General features: G+C 70.4%; 15 protein-coding genes. 9 read left to right on the top strand and 6 right to left on the bottom strand.

All coding sequences use genetic code 11. The features are described 5' to 3' along the window. Positions 1-21: 21 nt before the first annotated feature. On the top strand, positions 22-4,914 hold the full coding sequence (locus IU476_RS29590) for an NAD-glutamate dehydrogenase (RefSeq protein ID WP_195105578.1): 4,893 nt from the start codon (positions 22-24) through the stop codon (positions 4,912-4,914). 179 nt (positions 4,915-5,093) lie between these two features. Here the strand turns inward: IU476_RS29590 and IU476_RS29585 are convergent, their stop codons facing one another. Further along, the gene (locus tag IU476_RS29585) at positions 5,094-6,152 is read right to left on the bottom strand and encodes an SPFH domain-containing protein (protein WP_195105577.1); all 1,059 of its coding nucleotides are present in this window, start codon (positions 6,150-6,152) and stop codon (positions 5,094-5,096) included. A 143-nt stretch (positions 6,153-6,295) separates the two neighbouring features. On the opposite strand from IU476_RS29585, the gene IU476_RS29580 reads away from it, so the two are divergent. Beyond that, positions 6,296-7,825 (top strand): amino acid permease, encoded by a 1,530-nt coding sequence (locus IU476_RS29580; RefSeq protein WP_195105576.1) that lies wholly within the window; start codon positions 6,296-6,298, stop codon positions 7,823-7,825. A 124-nt stretch (positions 7,826-7,949) separates the two neighbouring features. Next, complete coding sequence (locus tag IU476_RS29575; protein ID WP_195105575.1) at positions 7,950-10,382, top strand: serine/threonine-protein kinase; 2,433 nt, start codon at positions 7,950-7,952, stop codon at positions 10,380-10,382. A gap of 7 nt (positions 10,383-10,389) precedes the next feature. Here the strand turns inward: IU476_RS29575 and IU476_RS29570 are convergent, their stop codons facing one another. After that, positions 10,390-10,743, bottom strand: a complete 354-nt coding sequence (locus tag IU476_RS29570) for a DUF1707 SHOCT-like domain-containing protein (protein ID WP_195105574.1) — start codon at positions 10,741-10,743, stop codon at positions 10,390-10,392. Between the two features lie 197 nt (positions 10,744-10,940). Between IU476_RS29570 and IU476_RS29565 the strand changes: the two genes are divergently transcribed. Further along, entirely contained in the window at positions 10,941-11,672 is a 732-nt protein-coding gene (locus IU476_RS29565) for a MerR family transcriptional regulator (protein ID WP_195105573.1), read from the top strand. A gap of 264 nt (positions 11,673-11,936) precedes the next feature. On the opposite strand, the gene IU476_RS29560 is transcribed toward IU476_RS29565, so the two are convergent. Beyond that, positions 11,937-12,977, bottom strand: a complete 1,041-nt coding sequence (locus IU476_RS29560; protein WP_324194412.1) for a lysozyme family protein — start codon at positions 12,975-12,977, stop codon at positions 11,937-11,939. A 294-nt stretch (positions 12,978-13,271) separates the two neighbouring features. On the opposite strand from IU476_RS29560, the gene IU476_RS29555 reads away from it, so the two are divergent. The 3 genes from IU476_RS29555 to IU476_RS37145 all read left to right on the top strand — a co-directional run bounded on the left by IU476_RS29555 (position 13,272) and on the right by IU476_RS37145 (position 17,153). Next, positions 13,272-13,814: a hypothetical protein gene (locus IU476_RS29555; protein ID WP_195105572.1), complete on the top strand. Its 543-nt coding sequence runs from the start codon at positions 13,272-13,274 to the stop codon at positions 13,812-13,814. A gap of 125 nt (positions 13,815-13,939) precedes the next feature. Next, on the top strand, positions 13,940-14,506 hold the full coding sequence (locus IU476_RS29550; protein WP_324194411.1) for a dihydrofolate reductase family protein: 567 nt from the start codon (positions 13,940-13,942) through the stop codon (positions 14,504-14,506). Between the two features lie 148 nt (positions 14,507-14,654). Further along, the gene (locus IU476_RS37145; protein WP_195105571.1) at positions 14,655-17,153 is read left to right on the top strand and encodes an ATP-binding protein; all 2,499 of its coding nucleotides are present in this window, start codon (positions 14,655-14,657) and stop codon (positions 17,151-17,153) included. Positions 17,154-17,308: 155 nt separating this feature from the next. Here the strand turns inward: IU476_RS37145 and IU476_RS29540 are convergent, their stop codons facing one another. Continuing rightward, positions 17,309-17,758 (bottom strand): hypothetical protein, encoded by a 450-nt coding sequence (locus IU476_RS29540; RefSeq protein WP_195105570.1) that lies wholly within the window; start codon positions 17,756-17,758, stop codon positions 17,309-17,311. Positions 17,759-18,084: 326 nt separating this feature from the next. Between IU476_RS29540 and IU476_RS29535 the strand changes: the two genes are divergently transcribed. Then, positions 18,085-19,848 (top strand): GAF domain-containing sensor histidine kinase, encoded by a 1,764-nt coding sequence (locus tag IU476_RS29535; protein ID WP_324194410.1) that lies wholly within the window; start codon positions 18,085-18,087, stop codon positions 19,846-19,848. Positions 19,849-19,864: 16 nt separating this feature from the next. Here the strand turns inward: IU476_RS29535 and IU476_RS29530 are convergent, their stop codons facing one another. After that, a complete protein-coding gene (locus tag IU476_RS29530; protein WP_195105569.1) occupies positions 19,865-20,734 on the bottom strand; it encodes a DUF302 domain-containing protein in 870 nt (289 codons plus the stop codon). 215 nt (positions 20,735-20,949) lie between these two features. Between IU476_RS29530 and IU476_RS29525 the strand changes: the two genes are divergently transcribed. After that, positions 20,950-21,723 (top strand): sigma 54 modulation/S30EA ribosomal C-terminal domain-containing protein, encoded by a 774-nt coding sequence (locus IU476_RS29525; RefSeq protein WP_195105568.1) that lies wholly within the window; start codon positions 20,950-20,952, stop codon positions 21,721-21,723. Here the strand turns inward: IU476_RS29525 and IU476_RS29520 are convergent. Then, a complete protein-coding gene (locus IU476_RS29520) occupies positions 21,681-22,529 on the bottom strand; it encodes a sigma 54 modulation/S30EA ribosomal C-terminal domain-containing protein (protein WP_195105567.1) in 849 nt (282 codons plus the stop codon). The two genes, IU476_RS29525 and IU476_RS29520, sit on opposite strands and share 43 nt — an antisense overlap. Positions 22,530-22,782: the final 253 nt, after the last annotated feature.

The raw sequence follows: 22,782 nt of genomic DNA, 5'->3' as shown, positions 1-22,782 counted from the left end.
CGTCAGGGAAGGCTCAGAGGAATGGTGGCGACCACCCAGCAAACGGTCTCGTGGAAGCGTTTCCGTGACAATCCGACCGATCTGGAGGCGATCTACTTCCGCTGGATCCAGCCCGGCGCCGCGACGCCGGCGATCAGCGATCGCGCCCAGCAGATCTACCGGCAGCATCTCGAACTGGCCGCGATGCGGCGGCCCGGCCGGATCATGGCGCGGGTCTATCGCGCCGGGGACGGATTCGGCCCCGCGATCCAGATCGTCAACGACGACATGCCGCTGCTGGTCGACTCGGTGACGTCCGCGCTGCGCCGGCTCGGCGCGCCGGTCACCGAGGTGGTCCACCCGGTCTTCGACGTGCTGCGCGACAGCCGCGGCCGGCTGCGCGCCCTGGCCCCCGCCGAGGGGGACGGCACCGGCGTGCCCGGGCGCGACGGGCAGGCGGTCCGCGAGTCCTGGATGCACGTGCAGCTGGGCGCCGAGGTAGACGACGAGCTGATCACCCGGATCGAGGCCGCCCTGCCGCGGCTGCTCGAGACCATCCGCCAGGTCGACGACGACGCCCCGGCCATGGTGCGGACCATGCTCGGCCTGGCCAACCGGCTCGACCACGCCTCCGAGTGGCTGCCCGATTCCGAGGTCGCCGAGAGCGCCCGGCTGCTGCGCTGGCTCGCCGACGGCCACTTCACCCTGCTGGGCTACGGCTACTACCAATTCCCCACCACCGCACCGAGTTCGGCACAGCCGGAGCCGGACAAGGTGCCCGGCACCGCGCTCGGCGTACTGCGCGGCGAGTCCGGCGCGCAGATCGCCGTGCCCGCCTTCGACGGCGACAATTCGGTGCTGCGGCTGGCGAACGGGTCGGCGGACGCGGTGATGCCGGGCTCCCCGGACGTCTACTTCGTCAGCGTCGGCGACTACGGCGACGGCGACCCGCGCCTGCACTCGGGCGAGGAGCAGCTCGAAAGGCCCAAGGGCGCACACGTTTTCGTCGGCATGTTCACCGTGGCCGGTTCGCACGAGAACATTCTCGACATCCCGGTCATCTCGCGGCGCGTGCACCAGGTGATCGAGTGGGCGGGCTTCGGCCTCAACTCGTTCTCCGGGCAGGCGCTGCTGGAGATGCTGCAGACCTTCCCGCGGGTGGAGCTGTTCTCCACCGACGCGCGGCGGCTGTTCGAAACCGTCTCCGCCGTCATGAATTTGGGCCTGCGCCGCCAGGTGCGACTGTTCATCCGCCGCGACGGTCGCAGCGGCGCGGTCTACTGCCTGGTCTACATGCCGCGCGACCGGTACAGCACCGAGGTCCGGTTGCGCATGGCCGACGTGCTGCGCGCCGAGTTCGACGCCGAGCAGCTCGCCTACTCCGCGCGGGCCACCGAATCCGAGCTCGCCGTCGTGTATTTCACGGTGCACCGCCGCCCCGGCGCGGACCCGGCCGACATCTCCGAGTCCAACCGCGAGCGCATTCAGGAACTGCTCTTCGCCACCACCCTGACCTGGTCGGACCGCCTGGTGGCGGAGGCGGCCGGGGTGACGACGGTGCCCGCCGCCCGGGTCCGGGAGTACGCCGACGCGTTCCCGCCCGGCTACCAGCAGGAGCACGAGCCCGCCCGCGCGCTGGCCGACCTGCAACGCCTGGACGGCCTGGCCGACGGCGAGATCGAGACGAATCTCTACCGGCGCGCCGACGCCGCCGACGACCAGTGGCGCTTCACGCTCTACGTGGCGGGCGCCGAGGTCTCGCTGAGCCGCATCCTGCCGCTGCTGCACAGCCTCGGCGTCGAGGTGGTGGAGGAGCGGCCCTACGGCCTGGCCATCCCGGGCGGGGTCCGGCGCTGGATCTACGACTTCGGCCTGCGGATTCCGGCCGCGCGCGGCGGTTCCGGCGCGCCCGCGAGTTCCGAGGACGGCCTGCGCCGGCGGTTCGCGGACGCGGTCGCGGCGATGTGGTTCGGCCGCACCGAGATCGACGGCCTCAACGAACTGGTGCTGCGTGCCGGGCTGAGCTGGCGGCAGGTGTCGATGCTGCGCGCCTACGCCAAGTACCTGCAGCAGGTCGGCTTCGCCTACACCTTCGCCAACATCACCCGCGTGCTGCTGACGCAGCCGACCACGGCCCGCGCCTTCGCCGAACTGTTCGAGGCCTACTTCGATCCCGACGGCGTCGGCGCGGTGGCCTCCGCGCGGGCGGCCGCGGCGGCGGAGCGGTTGCAGGCCGAGATCGACGCGGTCGTGAGCCTGGACACCGACCGGATCCTGCGCGCCATTCTCGGCCTGGTGACGGCGACGCTGCGCACGAACTACTACCGCACCGACGCCGACGGCGCGCCGCGCGAGTACCTGTCGTTCAAGTTCGACCCGCACTCGATCACCGAATTGCCCAGGCCCAAGCCGCAATTCGAGATCTTCGTGTACTCCCCGCGGGTCGAGGGCGTGCATCTGCGGTTCGGTGCCGTCGCGCGCGGCGGTTTGCGGTGGTCGGACCGGCTGGAGGATTTCCGCACCGAGATTCTCGGCTTGGTGAAGGCGCAGGCGGTGAAGAACGCGGTGATCGTGCCGGTGGGCGCGAAGGGCGGCTTCGTCGTCAAGCACCCGCCCGCGGCGACCGGTGACGCGACCGCGGATCGCCAAGCGCTGCAGGCCGAAGGCATCGCCTGCTACCGGACCTTCATCTCCGGACTGCTGGACGTGACCGACAATGTCGAGCGCACGTCGGGCGAGGTGATTCCGCCGGAGCGGGTGGTGCGTCGTGATGGTGACGATACGTATTTGGTGGTGGCGGCGGATAAGGGGACGGCGACGTTCTCGGATATCGCGAACGAGGTGGCGCAGTCCTACGGGTTCTGGTTGGGTGATGCGTTCGCGTCGGGTGGTTCGGTGGGGTATGACCACAAGGCGATGGGGATCACGGCCAAGGGTGCGTGGGAGTCGGTGAAGCGGCATTTCGCGGAGATGGATGTCGATACGCAGTCGCAGGAGTTTTCTGTGGTGGGTGTCGGTGATATGTCGGGGGATGTGTTCGGTAACGGGATGTTGTTGTCGGAGCACATTCGGTTGGTGGCGGCGTTCGATCATCGGCATATTTTTTTGGATCCGGATCCTGATGCGGCGCGGTCGTTCGTGGAGCGGCGGCGGATGTTCGAGTTGCCGCGGTCGTCGTGGCGTGATTACGACGCCTCGCTGATCAGTAAGGGCGGCGGCGTCTACGACCGCGGGGCCAAGTCGGTTCCGGTCTCGCCCGAGGTGCGCGCCCTGCTCGGACTCGACCCCAGCACCACCACCCTGTCCCCGCCGGAGCTCATCAAAGCCATCCTGCTGGCTCCGGTGGATCTGCTGTGGAACGGCGGTATCGGCACCTATATCAAGGCGAGTACCGAGTCGAACGCGGATGTCGGTGACAAGTCGAACGACGCGGTGCGGGTGGACGCGAACAAGTTGCGGGTCAAGGTGATCGGCGAGGGCGGCAACCTCGGCGCCACCGCGCTCGGCCGAGTCGAGTTCTGCCGCAACGGCGGCCGGATGAACACCGACGCGCTGGACAACTCGGCGGGCGTGGACTGCTCCGACCACGAGGTCAACATCAAGGTGCTGGTCGACAGCCTGGTGTCGGCGGGCGAACTGTCCGCCGCCGAACGCGGGCCGCTGCTGGCCTCGATGACCGACGAGGTCTCCGAACTGGTACTGCGGGACAACATTTCGCAGAACTTCCGGATGGGCCAGTCGCGGGCGCACGCCGCGCCCATGCTCGAGGTGCACCGGCGGATGATCGCCGAGCTGGAGAGCCGCCGCGGCGTCGACCGCACCCTCGAGGCGCTGCCCTCCGACGCGGAGATCGACCGGCGCGCCGCGGCCGGCACCGGGCTCACCTCGCCGGAGCTGGCCAATCTCCTTGCGCACGTGAAGCTCTCGCTCAAGGACGACCTGCTGGCCGGAAACCTGTTGGACCAGGCCGCCTTCGAGACGCTGCTGCCGACCTACTTCCCGGCTCCGCTGCGGGACCGGTTCGAGGCCGCCATCAAGCGGCATCCGCTGCGGCGGCAGATCCTGGCCACCATGGTCGTCAACGACATGGTCGACCTCGGCGGCACCACCTACGCGTTCCGGCTCGCCGAGGAGATCGGCGCCACCACCGAGGACGCCGTGCGCGCCTACACCGCCGCGGTGGAGATCTTCGACCTGCGCTCGCTGTGGCAGCGGATCCGGACCGCGACGCTGCCCACCGCGGTGCGCGACGAGTTGGAACTGGAGACCAAGCGCACCCTGGACCGCGCCTCGCGCTGGCTGCTGATCAACCGCCCGCAGCCGCTGGCCATCGGCGCCGGGATCGCGCGCTACCGCGACGGTGTCCGCGCCCTGGCCGACGCCGTGCCCGCCTGGCGGCCCGGCCCGGTCGCCGACGATGTGCTGCAACGGTCGCAGGGACCGATCGAACGCGGCGCGCCGCGCGAGCTCGCGGAGGAGGTGTACCTGCTCATCCACCGCTTCACGCTGCTGGACGTGCTCGACATCGCCGACATCTGCGGCCGCGACGCCACCGAGGTCGCCGCGCTGTACTACACGCTCGACACGCATTTCGAGATCCAGCGCCTGCTCACCGCCGTCGCCCGGCTCGACCGCGGCGACCGGTGGCGCACGCTGGCCCGGCTCGCGGTGCGCGACGACCTGTACGACTCGCTGCGCGCGCTGACGGTCGACGTGCTCACCACCACCGAGCCGCTGGAGAGCACCGAGGAGAAGATCGCCTACTGGGAGTCGACCAACCGCTCCCGCCTGGTCCGCGCCCGCGGCGCCCTGGCCGAGATCGACGCCACGGGCAGCTACGACCTCGCCACCCTCTCGGTGGCGGCCCGCCAGGTCCGCAGCATGGTCAGCAGCGGCGAACCCGTCACCGCCGCCAAACCCGCTGCCGCCGAATAGGTTCCAGGGAATAGCCGAGCCGGACCCGACCTGACGCTACAGGCCGGGTCCGGCTCAGCCGTTGCAAGAAGGCGCATCCGAGCCGCAGCGCAGTGCGAGATCGTGCCTGACGCGGGATCGGTTCGGTGGCCGCAAACCTTGTGGCCCAGTGGTTCCGGGCCGGAGTCGGGCCCCCGCGCTCAAGCCTCCGCGGGAGTGCCGCAGGCGGTGCAGAATTGGGCGTTCGCGAGGAGTTCGGCGCCGCAGCCGCCGCAGAAGCGCTGGCTCAGGCGGCCGCCGCAGTTCATGCAGAACTTCGCGTGCGCCGGGTTCGCGGTGTGGCAGGCGGGGCAGCCGACCTGGCCCGCCTCCAGCGCGGCGCCGTTCTGCGCCGGGGCCTGCGGTGTGGTCTGGCTCGCCGTGTGTGCCTGAATGGCGTTGAGGCCCAAGGCCGCCCCCAGCATCCCCGCGCCGGTGTCGCCGCCGGGCCGCGACAGGCCCGCGCTCGCGCCGAGCGCCAGTTCGCCGGCCGCGTACCGCTGGAAGTCGCCGGTCAGCCGGATGTAGGTGACGTCCTTGGCCAGCCGCTTGAGCCGATCGGCGTCCTCGGGCGCGAGGGTGATGTCGAAATTGCCCATCCGCGCGATTCGCAGGCCGTACTCGTAGAGGGTCAGATTGGTCTGCCGCAGCACCGCGTCCTCGATCGGCCGCAGGTGCGCCGGCAGCCCCAGGATCGGCCACTCGCCCCGCGAAATACCCTGCGTCACAGCCACTTTCATCGACTTCATGAGTAGCTCGGCACTCCAGGACTGCACCCCGGCGGGGCTGGCCAGGTCCGCCGTGCCCGCCAGCGAGGTGATCAGCTCGGCCGGGTCCCGCACCGACAGCGCGAATTCGCCGAAGGCCCGCAGTGTCACGATCTGCTCACTGACCGGATCGGCGATATCCGCCAGCCGGCCACCGAACTTGATCCCCGAGAACTCCCGGGTGGAGACGAAATACAGTTCGGCGCGGTAGAAGTTGTTGCCGCTCAGCGAGTCGACGAGCGCACCCAGGACGGGGAGTTCCTGCGCGTCGATCCGGTGCCGCCCCGGCCCGAGCGCGGCGACGACCTGCCCGGTGCGTACGAACAGCGCCACCTCGTCGGCGTTGACGATGGCCCGGGTGAAGCGGCGGATGTTGACATCTGGCCACTTGTAGACGAGTTGATTCTTGCGTTCCTCGGGGACCGCGATGAATTCCCGTTCGAACCATGCCATAACTACGCTCCATCAGGCGATTCAACAGCTAGCGTACCGATATGTGACGAACCGATCAACGAACGGTGTTCCTCTATTGATAGTGCCGTTGTTTGACGGTACATTGGCGGAGGTATGACGGGCGTCACGGGAAAGGCCAGGCGATGACGACAGTTCGACCGCCCTCCGAGGCGTCGGCCGACGCGCTGGCCGCCGAGGACGCCGGCTACCACAAGGCACTGCGGCCGCGTCAGCTCCAGATGATCGCCATCGGCGGGGCCATCGGCACCGGACTGTTCCTCGGCGCGGCCGGCCGACTGCACACGGCGGGCCCCGGCCTGTTCCTGGTGTACGCGATCTGCGGAATCTTCGTGTTCTTCATCCTGCGGGCGCTCGGCGAGCTGGTGCTGCATCGGCCCTCCTCGGGATCGTTCGTCTCCTACGCCCGCGAGTTCTACGGCGAGAAACTGGCCTTCGGTGTCGGATGGATGTATTTCTTCCACTGGTGTATGACCGGGATCGTAGACATCACGGCCATCGCCACGTATGTCCATTACTGGGGAGGCACCCGCAGTATCCCGCAGTGGGCGATCGCGCTGGTCGCGCTGGCGCTGGTGGTCGGCATCAATCTGATCTCGGTGCGCTGGTTCGGCGAGCTGGAATTCTGGGCCGCGCTGATCAAGGTGGTCGCGCTGGTGACCTTCCTGATCGTCGGCGTGGTCTTCCTCGCCGGGCGCTTCACCCTCGACGGTGAGCACACCGGCCCGTCGGTGATCGCCGACCACGGCGGGCTGTTCCCGACCGGCCTGCTGCCGTTGATCACCGTTACCACCGGCGTCGTATTCGCCTATGCCGCGGTCGAATTGGTGGGTACCGCGGCCGGCGAGGCCGAGAATCCCGAGAAGATCATGCCGCGCGCGATCAACTCGGTCATCGCCCGCATCGCGCTGTTCTACGTCGGGTCGCTGGTGCTGCTGGGCCTGCTGCTGCCCTACACCTCGTTCACCTCGGGGGAGAGCCCGTTCGTCACCTTCTTCGACAAGCTCGGCATCGGCGGCGCGGGCTCGATCATGAACCTGGTCGTGCTCACCGCGGCCTTCTCCAGCCTGAACGCCGGCCTGTACTCCACCGGCCGCATCCTGCGCTCGATGTCGATGAACGGCAGCGCGCCGGGCCTCGCCTCGCGGATGTCGAAATCCGGCGTGCCGTATGTGGGCATCCTCGCCACCGGGGCGATCGCGCTGATCGGCGTAGGCCTCAACGCCGTGGTGCCGGACAAGGCCTTCGAGATCGTGTTGAACATGTCGGCGCTGGGCACCATCACCGCGTGGACGGCGATCGTGCTGTGCCAGCTGCAACTGTGGCGGTGGTCGCGCGACGGGCGGGCGGAGCGGCCGTCGTTCCGGCTGATCGGCGCGCCCTACACCTCGATCGCGACGCTGATCTTCCTGGCCGCGGTCGTGGTGCTGATGGCCGCCAGCGACGACGACGTGCAGCGCGGCGCGGTGCTGGCCATGGTGTGCGTCATGCTGCCCGGCCTGATCGCCGGCTGGTTCCTGGCGCGGCGGCGGGTGCTGCGCGTCGCCGCCGAGCGGCAGGGCTACACCGGCCAGTTCCCGGTGCTGGCCGAGCGGCCGCTGCAGGTCGAGGCGGCGGAGACCACCACCGCGACCGACAAGCCGGACACCGAATAGCCCGACGGTCGCCCCGCTCGCCGGGGCGGCTCTCTTCCCACCGAGGGGAATGGCCTATGTCACCCGCAGCGAACGGCGGACCAGAATGAGGGCGCGATTCATCCGCGGGTTCGGGAGGCTCCTCATGTCGGAACGGTCCGGGACGTCCGACCATCCGCTGCCGCACCCCTGGGCCAACCGGCGCATGCGCGGCACGGAGATACCGGTCAAGGGGCATCCCTGGTCGGTCGGGCGCCAGGTCGACCCAGCGCAGCGCTTCGGCGGGCCCCGCACCGGCAAGCTGGTCTCCGAAACCGCACCGGCCGAGGTCTTCTCGCGGGCCGTGGCGCCGCCGACCCAGCGCTCCGGCCCGGCGACGGCGCGCGAGGAGAGGTCCGACACCGAGGCCGAACTGCGGTTGCTGGCCGAGGCCGAATCCGGCTCGGGCCGCAGCGCCCGCTCGCGCCCGAGCCCGCGCCGGCTCGGCGAGGGCATGGTCGAGATGCCCAAGGTGGCGTCGGTGGACCCGCGCTCGGCGGTGCTGGCCACGCCCGAGGTGACCGAGGCCAAGCGGTTCTGCTGGAAGTGCGAGGCGCCGGTGGGCCGCTCGGTCGACGGGCAACCCGGCGCGGTGTCCGGCGTCTGCGCGAAGTGCAACTCCCCGTTCAACTTCCGGCCGCTGCTGGAGCCGGGGGAGTTGGTCGCCGGGCAGTACGAGGTGCAGGGCTGTCTGGCGCACGGCGGGCTGGGCTGGATCTATCTGGCCGTCGACCGCAACGTCAGCGACCGCTGGGTGGTGCTGAAGGGCCTGCAGAACCCGCTCGACTTCGAGGCGCACGTGGTGGCGCTGGCGGAGCGGCAGTTCCTGTCCGAGGTGGCCTACCCGGGCATCGTCAAGATCCACAACTTCGTCAAGCACAAGTCCCGCCGCGACGTCGACGACGGCTACATCGTCATGGAGTACGTCGGCGGGCAGTCGCTGAAGAAGGTGCTCGACGAGCGCGCGCCGGACCGGATCCCGATCGCCGAGGCCATCGCCTACATCATGGAAGTGCTTCCGGCACTGGACTATCTGCACTCGTTCGGCTTGGCGTACAACGACCTCAAGCCCGACAACATCATGGTGAGCGAGGACGAGGTCAAGCTCATCGACCTGGGCGCGGTCGCGGCGATGGAGTCCTACGGCAGCATCTACGGCACGCCCGGCTACCAGGCGCCGGAGATCACCGACACGGGGCCGACCGTCGTCTCCGACATCTACACCGTCGGCCGGACGCTCGCCGCACTCGTGCTCGACCTGCCGCGCGACAAGACCGGCCACTTCCTGCCGGGCATCCCCGCGCCGGAGGACGATCCGCTGCTGGCCGCGCACCCCGCGCTGTACCGGCTGCTGTGCCGCGCGACCCACCCCGAACCGAAACGCCGTTTCCCGTCCACCTATTCGATGTACTGCCAGCTCACCGGCGTGCTGCGGATGGTGATGGCCTGCGAGACCGGTCGCGAGTATCCCCAGGCGTCGGTCGAATTCGGTTCCCTGCGCGGTGATTTCGGCATCGACACGGTGATCGGGCAGACCGACGGCATGGTGGACGGCACCGAGCCGATGCCGACCCTGGAGGCCGACCGGGTGTGCGCGGCGCTGCCGGTGCCGCTCATCGACAGCGAGGACCCCAGCGCCGACCTGCTGTCCACGCTGCTGCACGGCGAACCGCGGCACGCCCTGGACACGCTGCGGCGCACCCGCGACCGGATCGCCGCCGGGACCATCGCCGAACCCGCGTCCTTCCAGCTCGAGGGCACGCTCACCGCGGTGCGCGCGCACCTCGAACTCGGCGAGATCATGCCCGCGCTGCGGCTGCTGGCCGATCTGCGCCCGAAGTACGAGGCGGACTGGCGGCTGGAGTGGTACTCCGGCATCGCCGCGCTGCTGGACAGCCGCTTCGAGCGCGCCTACCGCAGCTTCGACGCGGTCCATTCGATGCTGCCGGGGGAGATCGCCCCCGCGCTGGCGCTGGCCGCCACCGCCGAACTCGTGTTGCAGCACCTGAGCGAATCGGGCGACGTCGAGTTCTGGCACCGCGCCGCCGCCGACTACTACCGGCGGGTGTGGCGGACCAATCACGGTGTCGTGAGCGCCGCCTTCGGCCTGGCCCGCCGGCTGGCCGCCGACGGCGAGATCACCGAGGCCGTCGCCGTGCTCGACGAGGTCCCCGCCGAATCGCGGCATCACAGCGTGGCGCATCTGACGGGTTCGCTGCTGCTGGTGTCGCGGCCGGTCGCCGACGTCACCGAGGAGGATCTGGCCGAGGCGGCCGCGCGGCTGGAGGCGTTGCCGGACGCGCCGCGGGCCCTGCAATTGCGGGTGGTCGTGGTGGGCGCGGCGCTGGAGTGGCTACGGGCCGGCGGTCGGCCGCGCGACCCGGACGCCGAACTGCTGGGCTTCCCGCTCACCGTGCCGGGACTGCGCCGGGGCGTCGAGGCGTGCCTGCGCGACCTGGCCCGCACCGCGTCCGACCGGATGCACCGCTACCGCCTGGTCGATCTGGCGAACCAGGTGCGGCCGCGGACACGCTGGTAGCGCGTCGTCACCGCGCCCGCAGCGCGACGCGGGCGATCAGCGGCAGCGCGGCCAGTAGCACCAGCCACCACCAGTTCCCGGTCACCCAGGCGCAGACGACGGCGAAGACCAGCACGGCGGCGGTGCCCGTCACCAGTCGCGGCAGCACGCCGGCGACGTGCTCGGCGGGCGCCTGTGCCGCGATCGGGAGATCCAGGAATACCTCGGCCAGTTCGGCTTTCGTGGTCGCCGCGGCGGCGGCGGTGCTGCGTTCGTCGAATTCCGCGAGCGACAATCGGCCGGAGCCGAGGTGCGCGGAGAGTTCGCGCAATGCGCGTTCCCGGTCGGCCGCCATCAGCCGTGAATCCGGAATTTCTGTCATATCGAGCAGGATAGCCCCGAGTCGTTCGCTCCCGAATCACGTGAATATCCACGACCGGGAAGGAAATTCCCGGGGGACGCCGCGCCCGCGGAGCGCTCCGGCAGCGCACCCGGCGCGGCCGTCCGGCGACGATACTCTGTGGTAGCTCACTGCCAGCTGCGACGGTCTTCCCTGTTTCGGTGTGGTTTCCTTGAAGTATGACAGCCGGTACCGAGTACACGATCGATGAGCTGGCGCGTGCCGCCGGCACGACCGTGCGCAGCCTACGGGTGTATCACGAGCGGGGGGTGCTGCCTCCGCCCCAGGTGAAGGGGAGGACGGGGTTCTACGGGCCGGACCATCTGAACCGGGTCCGCGTGATCAGTCGGTTGTTGAATCGGGGGATCAAACTCAACGGCATCAAGGAGTTGCTGGAAGCCTGGGACCGCGGTGACGACCTCGGCGATATTCTCGGCGTAGCGGACAATTCGGACGCGGAGTCGGCCGAGCCGGCGGGCGACACGCTCACCGCGACCGAACTCGAGCAGCGCTATTCCGAGGTGCCGCAAGGCCTTTCCCGGATCGTCGCACTGGGGGTGTACGAACCGGTCGACGCCTCGACCTACCGGGTGCGCAATCACAAGGTCCTCGACGCCGCCGAGCGGTTCGCCGCCGCCGGTGTGCCGCCGGACGCGATCATCGACGAGCTGGAGCGGTTGCGGGCCGATTGCGAGCGCATCGCCCGCCGCTTCGTGGACCTGTTCGAGCGCACCACCTGGGCCGACTTCCGCCGCTCCGAGCGCGGCACGACGGATCTGGCCAAACTGGCGGCCGGCGTGTCGGCGACGCGGGTCTGCCCCGAGCAGGCGGCGGGGGAGTTCATCAGCCGCTCGGTCGCCCGCTACCTGGACCAGGACACCGAGCTGGCCGAGGTCGCGCCCGGCGCCTGACCTGCGCCGATGCTTCCCAAGCTTGGGAACGAGATCGATTGTGCGCCAGGTAGTCTCGCAAGTGCGCGCGGCGGCGGCCGCGGACCGGAGTCGCCACCGGTCCGGGTGTCAGGCGGCGCGTGCGTGCCGCGGCGGCGCACCGGTCGTGTGCCCGGTCGGCGCGTCGGGACAACGCGCCGCACCGTCGACTGTTTCCCCGTGGCCGGCCCCGCCCTCGACCCTGGCTTTACTCATACCCTCGCCAAGGTTGGGGGCGGGTCTGTGTCAGTAACCCTTGGGTGAGGCGTTCGGATTCGCCTGCTGGACGTTGGCCGCCAGATTCGACCCGTCGCGCGAGACGTCGTAGCGGTGCATCACGTAATTCATGCTCGCCGCGATATTCGCGGTCGGGTCGGTGATGACATTCGAGGTGCCCTGCACGTGGTACGCCTCGAAAGTGGAGGGAATGGTTTGGGTCAGGCCCTGTGAAGGGTGGCCGGCCGTGGCGTTCGAATCGGTCAGATTTATCGCGCCGGCATTAGCGGTGACCCGGCCCGAGGAGTCCATACTTCCGGATTCGCGGGAAATAAGCGTCAGATAGCCCCTGGTCCAGTTCTCGACCGCCACCGGATCGGTGATCCCGAGCGCCTTCAGGGCTTCCTTGATGTGGGCCCGCAGTTGCTCGTCGTTGAGCATATTCTTTTCGGTGCTGCCGGACACGCTGCTCACACGCTGCGTATAGCCGCCGTCGTAGCCGCCGGAACTGTTGTGCGGTACCCGTGCGGCGGCCGGGGCATAGCCGCCGCCGGTGGTCCCCGAATGCTGCGGCATACCCACCGACTGGTTGGTCAAGCGCTGGTGGGCGTCGTTGACCGTCGACTCGGTTTCCTCGACGACTCCGTCGATGGCGACGATCGCCGAGTACTGACGCTGCAACTTATAGGCCAGGGTGTCGTTCTCGGAGATTTTGACGTCGTCCAGAATTTTCTGGATCTTGCCTTCCATGGCCTTGACGTCGCGATAGGCCTGATCCGAGATGCCGGCCGATTTCTTGGCGATATCCGCGACATGCTTGTCGAGGTCGTTGAGATGGTCCAGGTATTCCTGTTTCCGCTTCTGGTCATCCTTGAGCTGGGCGGCCATCGCGCCGGTGATGTCCTCGGACTTGTCCAGCTTGTCGAGCTCCTTGGTGTCGATGGACGACAAGTCGGCGGAGCCGTTCCCGAGCGCTTTCAGGACCTTGTTGAGCACGTTTTCGGTATGCGTGACATAGGCCGCGAGAATCGGGGCATTCGCGGGCGCTTTCAGCTTGATCTCGTCAGGCACCGCTCACCGTCCGCTGCGCCATGCCAGGTCTCCGTAATCCGTGCCGCTGCTGGAAGATTTCGTCCGCCGACATCCTGTTCGGTGGTCTTCGCAGCATAAACCGGCCGTTGCCGGGCACCGCCGCACTTCTTCCCGTGCCTGGGAACGGGTTTCTCCGCGCCGACCGGCCGCCCGCCATGTGTTCCCAGTAATGGCAACAACTCTACCTCTTCTATGTGCCGTTAGATAACGGTACATTACTTCGTGTGTCGATGTGTTCCACTCGGCATGCGAAGACGAACGGAGACCACGTCGATGATCACCAGCAGGGAACCTCGTAGCGCGCAGCAGTGTCCGACCCGCGGCGTCCGGACCCGGGTGGCGGCCGCGGCCGCCGTGGTGGTCGCCGCGAGTGGACTCGGGCTCGCGGTGGCGGGCCCGGCCTCGGCGCAGCTGCCCGGCGCGCCGTGCCTGTGGGCGGACGCCGCCTATCCGCAGGGTGAGACGGTCTACGCGGGCGGCTGGGCCTTCACCTGCGCGACCGATTTCCTGGGCACCGCGCGGTGGAACCGCGGCGGCATCGCCCAGCATCGCAGCACGGTCGACAACCCCGGCGCCGCGACCAACCCGGCCGGCCGGTTCAGTCCCGGCGCCCGCCAGCCCGGCACCGCCTACACCGACTACTGTGTCGGTGACCAGCTGATCGAGGGCACCGAGGACGTCTACGAGGCCGTCCCGGTGGGCGGCGGATTGTATTGGCGCGCAGCCGGTCCGGTGTCCCAGTGGCGCTTCGACGGCGCGCGGCCCGAGCCGTCGTGGCGCTCGTCGAGCTCCTGCCGCGAGGGATCGCTGCTCTGAGCCGCCGCGGCACGCCGAATCTACTTAGGTAGCTTCCATCCAGAATTACCGATGCGCACTACCGGTGACAGGGTCGAGAATCCCTTTTTCGCACCGTGCCGGCAGATGGGTATGTGATGGGAAGCGTGACGCTCTGGATGCAGATGTCACTCGACGGTTTCGCGGAGGGACCGGATCAGCAAGTGCACTGGCCGGTCGTCGACGAGGAACTCTGCGCGTCGTTCCTCGACGAACTGCGAGCCGCCGATCTGTTCCTCTACGGGCGCAAGACCTTCGAGATCATGTCGGCGTTCTGGCCGACGGCGGACGTCGACCCCGCCATCTCGCCGTTCTACGTGGATTTCGCGCGCTGCTGGAAGACCACCCCGAAGCTGGTCTTCTCGCGCACGCTGCGCGGGGCGGACTGGAACACCCGGGTGGTGGCCGACGGCATCGTCGAGGAGATCGCCGCGCTGCGGGACCGGCCGGACTGCGACATGGTGCTGTTCGGCGGACTGCAGGCCGCCTCGCTGTTCATGGCGCACGATCTCATCGACGAGTACCGGCTGTTCGTCCATCCGCTGCTGCTCGGCGGTGGGATCCCGCTGTTCCCGACGGCCATGGACCGGGCCGGACTGCAACTGGTCGACGTGATGACCTTCGACAGCGCGGTCGTACAGGTGCACTATCAGCAAGCGGCTTCCGTATCGTGACGATGCCGCCCCGCGGCGTGGCCGCCCCTACCGGCCGGTAGCGAAAACGCCAGGGGCGTAGTGCCGGTCATGGTGCGTGACCTGGTACGTATGAACCGAAAAGCCGCGAGAGCCCGAGCCGAGTAGGTTAGTTTCTTTCATTATGTCCGTGGTACCGGTACCTGGCGCCGTCATCCCAGCAACCGCGAGCGAATTCGTCGGCCGGCAGGCCGATGTGGAGCGCGTGCGCGCGCTGGTGGCCGGAGGCGCGCGGCTGATCACGCTGATCGGTCCGGGCGGCATCGGCAAGACGCGGCTGGCGGCCGAGGCGCTGCGCAGCGCGCACCGCACCCTGCACGCGCCGGTCTACTGGGTCGGGTTGGCCGAACTCGGGCCCGAATCGGTGACCGAGGATCTGATCCGCTCGGCCATCCGCATAGACGCCGCGGGCCGCGCCACCCGGGAGGCGCCGGCCGCCGGCGACCGCCCGGACACGCGAAAAGTACTGGTGCTGGACAACTGTGAGCACGTGCTGGCCGGGGTGGGCGGCATCATCGCCCCCCTGCTGCAGGACCCGGAGCTGACGATCCTGGCCACCAGCCGGGAGCCGATCGGCTGGGTCGACGAGTACATCCTGCCGGTGCCGCCGCTGTCGGCGGCCCATTCGATCACGCTGTTCCGCCAGCGCGCCGAGCTCACCGGCCGGCCGATCGCCGACGATCCCGCGCAACTCGACCTCGCCGCGCAGATCTGCCGGCACGTCGACCACAACCCGCTGTTCATCCGGCTCGCCGCGGCCCGGCTGCGGCAGCGGCCGCCGGCCCTGGTGCTGCGCGAACTGACCGGCGACGCCGACGACAAGCGCCTGCAGTGGACGCACGGCGCCCGCGCGGGCGCCGAACCGCGCCATCGCGGGGTCTACGACGTCATCGCCTGGTCCTACGCGCTGTGCGGGCCCGAGGAACAGTTGCTGCTCGAGCGGCTGTCGGTGTTCGCCGCGGGCTGCGAGACCGACGACGAGCAGGCGCTGCGCAACGCGATCGACCTCGACGCCGTGGTCACGGTGTGCGCCGACGACCAACTGCCGGCCGACACCATCGAGCCGCTGCTCGAGCAGCTGTCGGAGCGTTCGCTGCTGTCGGAGTACCTGACCGCCACGGCGGTGCGGTGGTACGTGGTGGAGAGCGTGCGGGTGTTCGCCAACGACCGGCTGCGCGGCCGCGCCGGCGGCGACGCGGCCCGCACCGCCGCCCGGCACCGGCGCTACTTCCGCGACAAGGTTGTTGCGGGACAGTCGATCTGGCACACACCGGAGGCCCAGGCCTGGCACGATCGGGTGCGCTCGGGCTGGGACAACATCCTGCTCGCGATCGAGACCGGCCTGACCGACCCGATCGAGGCGGTGGTGGCGCTGGAGACGGCGACCGGCCTGCTGTCGATGTGGATTCCCTACGCCACCCACGGCGGTCCCGCCCTCACCCGCCTCACGGCGCTGGCCGTGGAGGCCACCCGCGACGCCGACCCGCGCCCCGACGAACTGCGGGTGCGGGCGCTGGCCCTGCTCGGCTGGGTCGCGTTGTGGCAGGGCCGGATCGCCGAGACCGCACGCCTGCTCGACGAGTGCGCCGCCACCTACCTGCCGCCCGAGCAGCTGCCCACCTGGCGCGACGTCGCCGAGGAGGACCTCGGCCTGCCCGCCCCGGTGGAGTGGATCCGCGGGCTCGAGCTGATCCTCGTGCACACCGATCCCCGGGCCATCCCGGTGCTCGAGCGCGCCCGCCGCAAGGGCGCCGCCGAGGGCGATGTGGTGGGGGAGGAGCTGAGCAGCGTATTCGTCGGGCTGGCCGCCGCTTTCGTGGGGACCGAGCAGGTGGCGCTGGAGACCACGAGCCGTCTGCTCGAACGCTCGGACGCCAACGGCTCGCTGCTGTCGCAGGGGTGGGCGCGGCTGGCCCGAGCGGTCGCGCTGGTCACCTACGGCGATCTCGGCGAGGCCGCGGCCACGGCACGCAGCGTGCTGACCGACCATCTCATCGACGGCGATATCTGGACGGTGAGCTGGGCGATCGGCGCCCGGATCATGGTCGCGGGCCGCACCCTGGTGGAGGCCGCGATCGCCGGCGACGAGGCCACCCGCGAGGCGTCGGCCATCGAGATCGCGCGGCTGGTCGGCGCTTTCGAGACCTGTCACCGGGCGATGGGGTCGGTGTTCGAGACGGTGCCGATGATCACCGGCGAACTGGGCAAGGCCGCGGACGTCGCGACCATGGTCCTCGGCGAGCGGACCTACGCGGCGGCGCGCGCCGAGGGCACCCGCGTCACACCGGAATTCGAGGCGCTGCGCCGCTACGTGCTCGACGGCGCGGCCGCCGCCGCGCCGCCGGACGAACCGGAACCCGCACCCGAGCAACCGATTCCGCCCGTGGCGCGGTGGGAGATGCTGTCACAGGCCGAGCGCGAGGTGGCCGTGCTCGCCGCGGCGGGCTGGCCCAACAGCGCCATCGCGCACCGGCGCAGCAGTTCGGTGCGCACGGTCGACGCCCAGGTCGCGAGCATCCGGCAGAAGCTGATGACCCCCAGCCGCAAGGGCATCATCGACCACATCCCCGACGACCTGGCCGACCGCGTGCGCCGCGAGGCCGAACGCCGGCCCCGGCGGCGCCGGTAACACCTGCCCGTCGCCGGCGTGAGATCCCCGATGCCGCAAGCGAATTCATCGGCCGCTATGCGCGCCGGAGAGTTACGGGCGGAGCGGGTCCCGGCCGAGACGCGGCAGTGGCCCGGCGGCTGCGCACACCGGGCCACTGTGTCGTCGGAGCAGGGTCAGCGGGAGCTGCCGCAGCGGGCGGCGGCGTCGGCCACGCAGCCGTGGCTGCCCGCGCTGTCCTCGGCCTGGCTCTGCGGCGCGGCGTCCGCGCGGGGCGCGAACCAGCCGTAGTACTGGCGCTCGAACACGGCGTTCGCGGTGCCGTCGACGCTGTCGGCCAGGCCCGGGCGGAGCTGCGTGGCGGGATCGCTCGGATGCTTCGGGTAGCCCGCCCGCGCCGTGGCGTCGTTGCCGCCCGCGCGGCCGGTGCCGGTGCCGTTGGTGTTCGCGTCGTGACTGCTGTGCGTGCCGCCGGAGCGGCTCTCGCTGTGACTGTCGCTGTGACCCGAGGACGAACCGCCCGGCGCGGCGAACGCCTGCGGCGCCAGCGCGGCCGGCCCGACGGCCAGGGCGGCGGTGATCATGGCGGTGGCGACCAGTTTATGGGCGGTATGCGAGGTGGTCATGAGGCGAATCCTTCGTGCTGTCGGCGATGGCCCCGGCCGACAGAGCCATTAGTTGACGCATCTATCGTGCCGTTGTCCAACGATACATTGATTGAGGGGCCGTCCACTAGAGGGAAATTCTTCCCCGTGTTGGGAAGCGTTGATCGGCGATCGCCGGGCCGCCGATGTATAGCCGCCGGTCGAAGGCTCGACGCGCGGCAGGGCCGCTGTCCTAGACTGGAAGCCGGTTGTCGACAACCCGAGTCCCGAAGCGTGGCTCTTGATCACGGGCGGACGGTTATGGGTCGAGTACGGGTGCAATCGCAGTCGAGGGACGAGGCGTCGTGGTGCCGCAGGATCGACAGCGAGCCGCTGCCGCCGAGATGATCGACGGACCGGAAGCGGGGCGCTACTCGGTACGGGGCGCCCTGTCACAGCTGCGGCTGCGCGAACTGCTGGCCGAGATCCGCGAGCGGATCGACCAGATCATCGACGTGCGCGACCGGATGGACGCGCTGGTCGAGGCCATGTTCGCGGTCACCGCCGGCCTGGAGCTGGAGGAAACCCTGCGCACCATCGTGCACACCGCGATCACGCTGGTCGACGCCCGCTACGGCGCGCTGGGCGTGCGCGGCGAGGGCCACGAACTGTCCCGGTTCGTGTACGAGGGCATCGACGACACGACCCGCACCCGGATCGGCGCGCTGCCGCGCGGGCACGGGGTGCTCGGGCTGCTGTTCGACCAGCCCAAGCCGATTCGGCTGGAATGCCTCGCCGACCACCCGGCCTCGGTCGGCTTCCCGCCCGGCCACCCGCCGATGCGCAGCTTCCTCGGCGTCCCGGTGCGGGTGCGCGAGTCGGTCTTCGGGAACCTGTACCTCACCGAGAAGGCCGGCGGCGGGCAGTTCACCGAGGACGACGAGGTGATGGTACAGGCGCTGGCCGCCGCGGCCGGCATCGCCATCGAGAACGCCCGGCTGTACCAGGAGGCGCGCACCCGGCAGGCCTGGATCGAGGCGACCCGGGACCTGACGACGGAGTTCCTGGCCGATACCGCGCCGGAGCGGGTATTCGCGCACCTGGTCAACCATGTCCGGCGGCTGACTCGCTCGGACCGGGTGTTCCTGGCGGTGGCCGCCGAGCCGGACCGGTTGCCCGAAGAGGTGACCGAACTCGACATCGTGTACTCGGTCGGCTGCGGCGCGGAGCCGGGCGAGCACCTCGCGCTCGCGGGCACCGCGGCCCGCGACGCCTTCGCCGGCCGCCGCGGACTGTGTTTCGACGACGCCGCCGAGGCCGGGCTGGGCGCCGAGGTCGGTGTCGGCGCCGGTCCCCTGCTGATGCTCCCGCTGTACACCCCGGACGCCTCGCTGGGACTGCTGGTCACGGCGCGACCGAGCGACAACGGACCCTACGACGACGAAATCCTGGAATTGGCCGAGGCTTTCGCGGCCCAGGCGGCGCTGGCGATGCAACTCGCCGACGCCCAGCGGCGGATGCGGACGATGGACGTGCTCGCCGAGCGCGACCGGATCGCCCGGGATCTGCACGACCACGTGATCCAGCGGCTGTTCGCGGTCGGGCTCATGCTGCAGGGCACGGTGCCGCGCAGCCGCCGCGCGGACGTGCGGGAGCGGATCTCCGGGGCCGTCGACGATCTGCAGTCGGTGGTGCAGGAGATCCGCACGTCGATCTTCGACCTGCACGTGGCCGAGGCCGGCCACCACGGACTGCGGCAGCGGATCGAGCAGGCGGTGCGGCAGCACACCGCGGAATCGGGGCTCGAGACGTCGGTGCGGATCGCCGGGCCGCTGTCTGTGGTCCCGGGCTGGCTGGCCGACGACGCGGAGGCGGTGGTGCGCGAAGCGGTCAGCAACGCGGTCCGCCATTCCAGCGCGGAGACGCTGGCCGTCGAGGTGAGCGTGGGCGACGAACTGATCGTCTCCGTGGTCGACGACGGTCGCGGCGTCCCGGACGGTGTCACCCCCAGCGGCCTGGACAATATGGCCCGCCGCGCCGAGCAGGCCGGTGGAACGTGCACGGTCGCAACGGTTTTCACCACCGGCGACCGCCCAGGAACCCGGGTCCGCTGGTGTGTGCCGCTGCCGTGAGCGCGGCGCGGTCCGGCTACTCCGGTGCGGTGCGCAGCGCGTCCAGCACGGCGGTCAGCAGGCCGCGGGCCTCCTCGGCGACCGGCCGCAGTTCCTCCTGGCCGCTCACGCGCACCAGCAGGTCGGGGTCGGCGCTCTGCACCAGCGTGCCGGTGTCGTCGGCGCGGACCACGACCTGCCAGGGCAGCAGCAGGCCGGCGGTCCGGTCGGCGGCCAGGGCCCGCGCGGTGAGCAGGGGATTGTCGAGGCCGAGGAGTACGTAGTCCTCGATCCGCTCGCCGAGCGCCGCGCGCAGCCCGGCCCGCACATCGATCTCGGAGAGCACCTCGAATCCATAGCGCCCCACCGTTTTCCGGACCAGGTCCAAGGTCGCCGCGAACGGCCGGTCCAGCCGGACGGTGACGGCCGGCGAGGGGACCACGGGCAGGCGGATCTCGGTGATCAACTGGTGCGGCCGGCTCACCTCGTCCGGTCCGACGAGATAGACCTCGGTCGGCGGCCCGCTCGGGCGGTACCCGGCCTCGCGCACCCAGGCCCGCAGCGCGCGGTAGGCGGCGTCGAGGTCGGCGTAGCTGCCGCGATGGCAGGTCCGGGCCACCCGCATGCCGGGGACGACGAGCACCTCCGCGCCGGAGCTCGGACTCAGCGTGGGCGCCGGTTCGACCGGCACCCCGAAGTCGACCACGACCGCGTGGTCGGCGAACTGCTCGTCGAAGAAGGTGATGCCGGACGCGCCGCTGGCGGTCAGCCCCGCGCGCCGCACCGTCCCCGCCAATTCCCGCATCCCCGCGGCGATGTCCTCGCCGAGCCGGTCCGGCCGGACCTCGCGCGGCAGGCGCAGCACGGCTTGCGGCGCGACCTCGCACACGTCCACGCGATACGCCATGGCATCCTCCTGAGTCGATCCGCCGCGGCGGTCCGAGTCCGAGCCTGCACCGCCGCCGCGGCGGAGTCGAGAGACGAAAGACCCTGGAGGACGGGCACATCTGATTACCTCGGCATCTCACGATCATGCCGCGCACCGGCGAGGATGGGGGTGACACCGGTAGTTCTCCAGTCGGGGACGAGTGGCCACGGCGGCTTCCGGGACGGGCGCACACGATGACGGAATCGGATCCGCGAGTCTCGACCGGCCGGCACGTGTCCGCCGCGGCGGCCGACTACGCGCGCGAAAAGGTCACGCGGACACTGCGTTCCGCGCGCGGGCCGGTGCTGTCGGCGCGGGTGCGGCTGACCCGCTACCGCGATCCCGCGCTCGAGCGGCCCGTGGTGGCGCAGGCGAACGCCAATGTCGGTGGCCGCGACGTGCGGGTGCAGGTGACCGCGCCGGGCGACCGGGAGGCCACCGACCTGCTCACCGCGCGCCTGCACACCCGGCTCGGCCGGCTGCGGCAGCACCGCCGGGCGCCGTGGGCCGAGTGGCCCGACCTGATCCCGCACGAGCGCCGCGCCGCCGCGCTGCCGTACTTCCCGCGCTCGGAGGTGGAGCGGGAAGTGGTGCGGTACAAGACCTTTCCCCTCGGCGCCGCGACCTACGACCAGGCCGTCTTCGATATGGAGATGATGGACTACGGCTTCCGGCTGTTCGTCGAATCCGGGACCGACAGCGTCCTGTACCGGACCGGCGCGGGCTATCGCCTCGCCCAGGTGACGCCGCGGGGCGAGGGAGCGGCGGACGGCCCGGTGTGCCCGGCGCGCAGCCCGGCCGCGGCGCCCGTGCTGGACGTGGAGGGCGCGATCGTGCGACTGGAACTGACCGGCTGGCCGTTCGTCTTCTTCCGCGATCGCGCCTCGCGCCGCGGCTGCGTGCTCTACCACCGTTACGACGGGCACTACGGGTTGATCGTGCCCCGGTCGTCCGAGACGGCGCGGTGACGGCCGGGCGCGGCGGATTCGCTTCGCCGAGTGGGTGTTTCGCCGCCGTGGGCGGGAGTGATCAGGCCCAGGTCGGCGTCGTAGCGGCGGTACAGCAGGTGGCCGCGGTCGCTGGCCGGGTCGGTGAAGAACAGGAACGGCATGCCGTACGAGCACAGGTGGTCGACGGCCTGGTCGGCGGTGAGCGCGGGGGCGGGGTGCGGATCGACCGAGTACACCGGCGCGGCGCCGGGCCCGCCGACGGTTCGCGGTGAACGGGTGCGGTACTGGTGGGCCAGACGCAGGCCGGTCGGGCCCGCCCGGTAGACGACCGCGTCGGCGCCGGTGCCCGCGTGGGTGAACAGGTGCGCGTCGTAGTCCAAGGCGTCCATGGCCGCCACCGCGGCCGATGGGTCGGTGGTGCGCAGCGCGAAGGCCTTGCGGCGGGCGAGGTCGCCCGGCACCGGCACGGCCAGCGGCGGGCGGCTCGGATCGGGCCACGGCCGCCGCGTGCTGCCGGCCGCGGTCTCGAGCTGCCGTTCCAGCCGCACCACCGCGGGCATGATGTCACCGCGGCCGCGGGTCATGGTCTGCATCCGCACGGGTCGGTCCGCGACGGTGAGATTCACCTGCACCAGCATCGGCCCGGTGTCGCAGTTGGCGCCGGACACCCGGATCCGGGCCCCGCCGCCGAGGTGCGAGCGCGCCAGCAGCCGCCCGACCGCGCCGGCGAGCCGCTCACCCTCCAGCCTGGGCACCTGGCCGCGGACCAGCACGACGACGTCGGGAAACTCCTCGGACCACCACGTTGCGGACGTGCGTCGCATCGCACGACCTCCCCTCGCTCCTCGACACCGACCCGGGTTGCGCAGCACCACAGTGCAATCCGCGCGGGTGTCGCTGTAGGGCCGAAGGTCCCTCGTGCGCTGCGGCGGCCGACGTCCGAAGGTCCATTCATGGGACCTATGGCCCTACAGCCCTGGTCGGCGCAATGATGAGATGACCGAGTTGCGTCCGGTCATCATGAGGAAAGCAGGTCGGTGTCGGTGAGGACGGCGGAGCTGCGCGGGGAGGTCGGCA

Origin of the sequence: Nocardia blacklockiae, from assembly GCF_015477355.1 — a bacterium.
Taxonomy (GTDB): domain Bacteria; phylum Actinomycetota; class Actinomycetes; order Mycobacteriales; family Mycobacteriaceae; genus Nocardia; species Nocardia blacklockiae.
Note: the sequence above shows the minus strand (reverse complement) of the source record. Positions and strands in the feature narration are given on the sequence as shown.

Excerpts from the sequence above, each read along its gene's own strand:
- IU476_RS29590 (WP_195105578.1), top strand. The coding sequence starts at position 22 with ATGGTGGCGACCACCCAGCAAACGGTCTCGTGGAAGCGTTTCCGTGAC.
- IU476_RS29585 (WP_195105577.1), bottom strand. The coding sequence starts at position 6,152 with ATGGCATGGTTCGAACGGGAATTCATCGCGGTCCCCGAGGAACGCAAG.
- IU476_RS29580 (WP_195105576.1), top strand. The coding sequence starts at position 6,296 with ATGACGACAGTTCGACCGCCCTCCGAGGCGTCGGCCGACGCGCTGGCC.
- IU476_RS29575 (WP_195105575.1), top strand. The coding sequence starts at position 7,950 with ATGTCGGAACGGTCCGGGACGTCCGACCATCCGCTGCCGCACCCCTGG.
- IU476_RS29570 (WP_195105574.1), bottom strand. The coding sequence starts at position 10,743 with ATGACAGAAATTCCGGATTCACGGCTGATGGCGGCCGACCGGGAACGC.
- IU476_RS29565 (WP_195105573.1), top strand. The coding sequence starts at position 10,941 with ATGACAGCCGGTACCGAGTACACGATCGATGAGCTGGCGCGTGCCGCC.
- IU476_RS29555 (WP_195105572.1), top strand. The coding sequence starts at position 13,272 with ATGATCACCAGCAGGGAACCTCGTAGCGCGCAGCAGTGTCCGACCCGC.
- IU476_RS29540 (WP_195105570.1), bottom strand. The coding sequence starts at position 17,758 with ATGACCACCTCGCATACCGCCCATAAACTGGTCGCCACCGCCATGATC.
- IU476_RS29530 (WP_195105569.1), bottom strand. The coding sequence starts at position 20,734 with ATGGCGTATCGCGTGGACGTGTGCGAGGTCGCGCCGCAAGCCGTGCTG.
- IU476_RS29525 (WP_195105568.1), top strand. The coding sequence starts at position 20,950 with ATGACGGAATCGGATCCGCGAGTCTCGACCGGCCGGCACGTGTCCGCC.
- IU476_RS29520 (WP_195105567.1), bottom strand. The coding sequence starts at position 22,529 with ATGCGACGCACGTCCGCAACGTGGTGGTCCGAGGAGTTTCCCGACGTC.